Below are 1,799 nucleotides of genomic sequence, written 5' to 3'. Positions count from 1 at the left end.
CATCTATGCGCTGCCGATCCAGATGCGGGCCTATTTCACCGCCGTGTTCATGGGCACCGACGTCGACCAGCCACGCAATCTGGCGAAATCGGTGACGGTGGAATAGGTTTTGCCTTCCAGACCGGAGGTTGGGCCGAATGGCATCGAAGTTCGCACGTCCAGTTCATCCTGGAGAATTCCTGCGTGAAGAATATCTCGTCCCGCTCGGCATGAGTGCAGGCGCGCTGGCGAAAAAGCTCAACCTTCCGCGCACCCGTATCGAACGCATTGCCAAGGAAGAGATCGGCCTGACTCCCGATACCGCTCTTCGCCTCGCCAGATTTTTCAACACCACGCCCGAATTCTGGATGAATTTTCAACAGGCCTATGAGCTTGAAACCGAAGCCAGAAAGCTGGCGCCGGAGCTCGAGAAGATTGAGCCGTTGGAAGTAGCGGCATAATCGGCTCTTTAAAAACTTCGCAGTTCCAAAGCTTCGTCCGGTTCACTAATGTTGCGCTGCAACCCGCGCTCCGGTGAACCATGTCCGACGCTCCCAAGACCTCCGGCATGACCCGGCTGAGGAACTATTTCCTCACGGGCTTCATCGTCTGCGCGCCCTTGGCGATCACCGCCTACATTGCCTGGTCGTTCATCGGCTGGGTCGATTCCTGGGTGAAGCCTTATATTCCGGCCCGCTACAGCCCTGACACCTACCTGTCGTTTCCGGTGCCGGGGTTCGGACTGATCGTGGCGCTTATCCTGATCACGCTGATCGGTTTCCTGACGGCAAACATCGTCGGCCGCGCCATCGTCAATTTCGGCGAGCGCCTGCTTGGCCGCATGCCGCTGGTGCGCGGCATCTACGGCTCGCTGAAACAGATTTTCGAGACCGTGCTGTCGAACAAGGGTGACATGTTCCGCCAGGTCGGGCTGGTCGAATATCCGCGCAAGGGCGTGTGGTCGCTGGTGTTCGTCGCCAGTGAAAAGGAAACCGAGATCAACCAGAAGCTCGACCAGGAAGGCGATCCGCTGATCGCCGTATTCATGCCGTGCACGCCAAACCCGACCACGGGCTTCCTGATGTATGTGCCGAAGTCGGACATCGTGCCGCTCGACATGACGATCGAGGATGGCGCCAAGCTGATCGTCTCCGCCGGTCTGGTGGCGCCCGAAGTAAAGCAAATGGTTGTCGTGAATGGCGAGCCGATCGAAGGGATGCTCGCCAACCCTTCGGTTGCCGCCCTGGCTCAGCCGGCGCGCAGAAGCCGCACGGCTTCGTCGCGACCGAACAAGTAAAGCAGCAGGCGCAACGCCTCACCACGCTGCGATTGCAGCTCCGGATCGCGTGACAGGATCAGCCTGGCATCGTCGCGGGCGGCCTCCAGAAGGTCGGCATGCGCCTCGATGCGAGCCACCTGGAAGCCCGGCGTGCCCGACTGGCGGGTGCCCAGCAATTCGCCTTCGCCGCGCAGCTTCAGGTCCTCCTCGGCGATCAGGAACCCATCCTCGGTCTCGCGCATCACCGACAGCCGGCGTTTTGCGGTCTCGCCGAGCGGGTCCTTGTAGAGCAGCACGCATGAGGAGGGCTTGTCACCGCGTCCGACCCGGCCGCGCAGCTGGTGCAACTGGGCCAGGCCGAAGCGCTCTGCATGCTCGATGACCATGACGGTGGCGTCCGGCACATCGACGCCGACCTCGATGACGGTGGTGGCGATCAGGATGCGTGTCTCGCCCTGCTTGAAGGCGCGCATCGCCTCGCTGAAACCATTGTTCGGCGATCGCATCGGTCTCGTTCACGGCCGCATGAAGGGTGCCGAGA

2 protein-coding genes and 1 pseudogene are annotated in these 1,799 nt (G+C 61.3%); 2 read left to right on the top strand and 1 reads right to left on the bottom strand.

Translation table 11 applies throughout. The features are described from left to right. The first annotated feature begins 137 nt into the window (after positions 1-137). Both EN884_RS34820 and EN884_RS34815 read left to right on the top strand, forming a co-directional pair. A complete protein-coding gene (locus EN884_RS34820) occupies positions 138-440 on the top strand; it encodes a HigA family addiction module antitoxin (protein WP_027161478.1) in 303 nt (100 codons plus the stop codon). A gap of 80 nt (positions 441-520) precedes the next feature. Continuing rightward, the gene (locus EN884_RS34815) at positions 521-1,276 is read left to right on the top strand and encodes a DUF502 domain-containing protein (protein ID WP_024503567.1); all 756 of its coding nucleotides are present in this window, start codon (positions 521-523) and stop codon (positions 1,274-1,276) included. Here EN884_RS34815 and EN884_RS34810 read toward each other — a convergent pair. Further along, positions 1,228-1,737, bottom strand: a pseudogene (locus EN884_RS34810) (helicase-related protein); the annotation flags it as partial. The gene EN884_RS34815 and the pseudogene EN884_RS34810 overlap by 49 nt on opposite strands. Between the last annotated feature and the right edge of the window lie 62 nt (positions 1,738-1,799).

This window comes from Mesorhizobium sp. M7A.F.Ca.AU.001.01.1.1, assembly GCF_004022735.1.
Classification (GTDB): domain Bacteria; phylum Pseudomonadota; class Alphaproteobacteria; order Rhizobiales; family Rhizobiaceae; genus Mesorhizobium; species Mesorhizobium ciceri.
The sequence above is the reverse complement of the archived record's forward strand: the minus strand, read 5'-3'. Positions and strand labels throughout refer to the sequence as shown.

What these genes read in the sequence shown, in the direction of transcription:
- EN884_RS34820 (WP_027161478.1), top strand. Translation starts at nt 138, where the DNA reads ATGGCATCGAAGTTCGCACGTCCAGTTCATCCTGGAGAATTCCTGCGT.
- EN884_RS34815 (WP_024503567.1), top strand. Translation starts at nt 521, where the DNA reads ATGTCCGACGCTCCCAAGACCTCCGGCATGACCCGGCTGAGGAACTAT.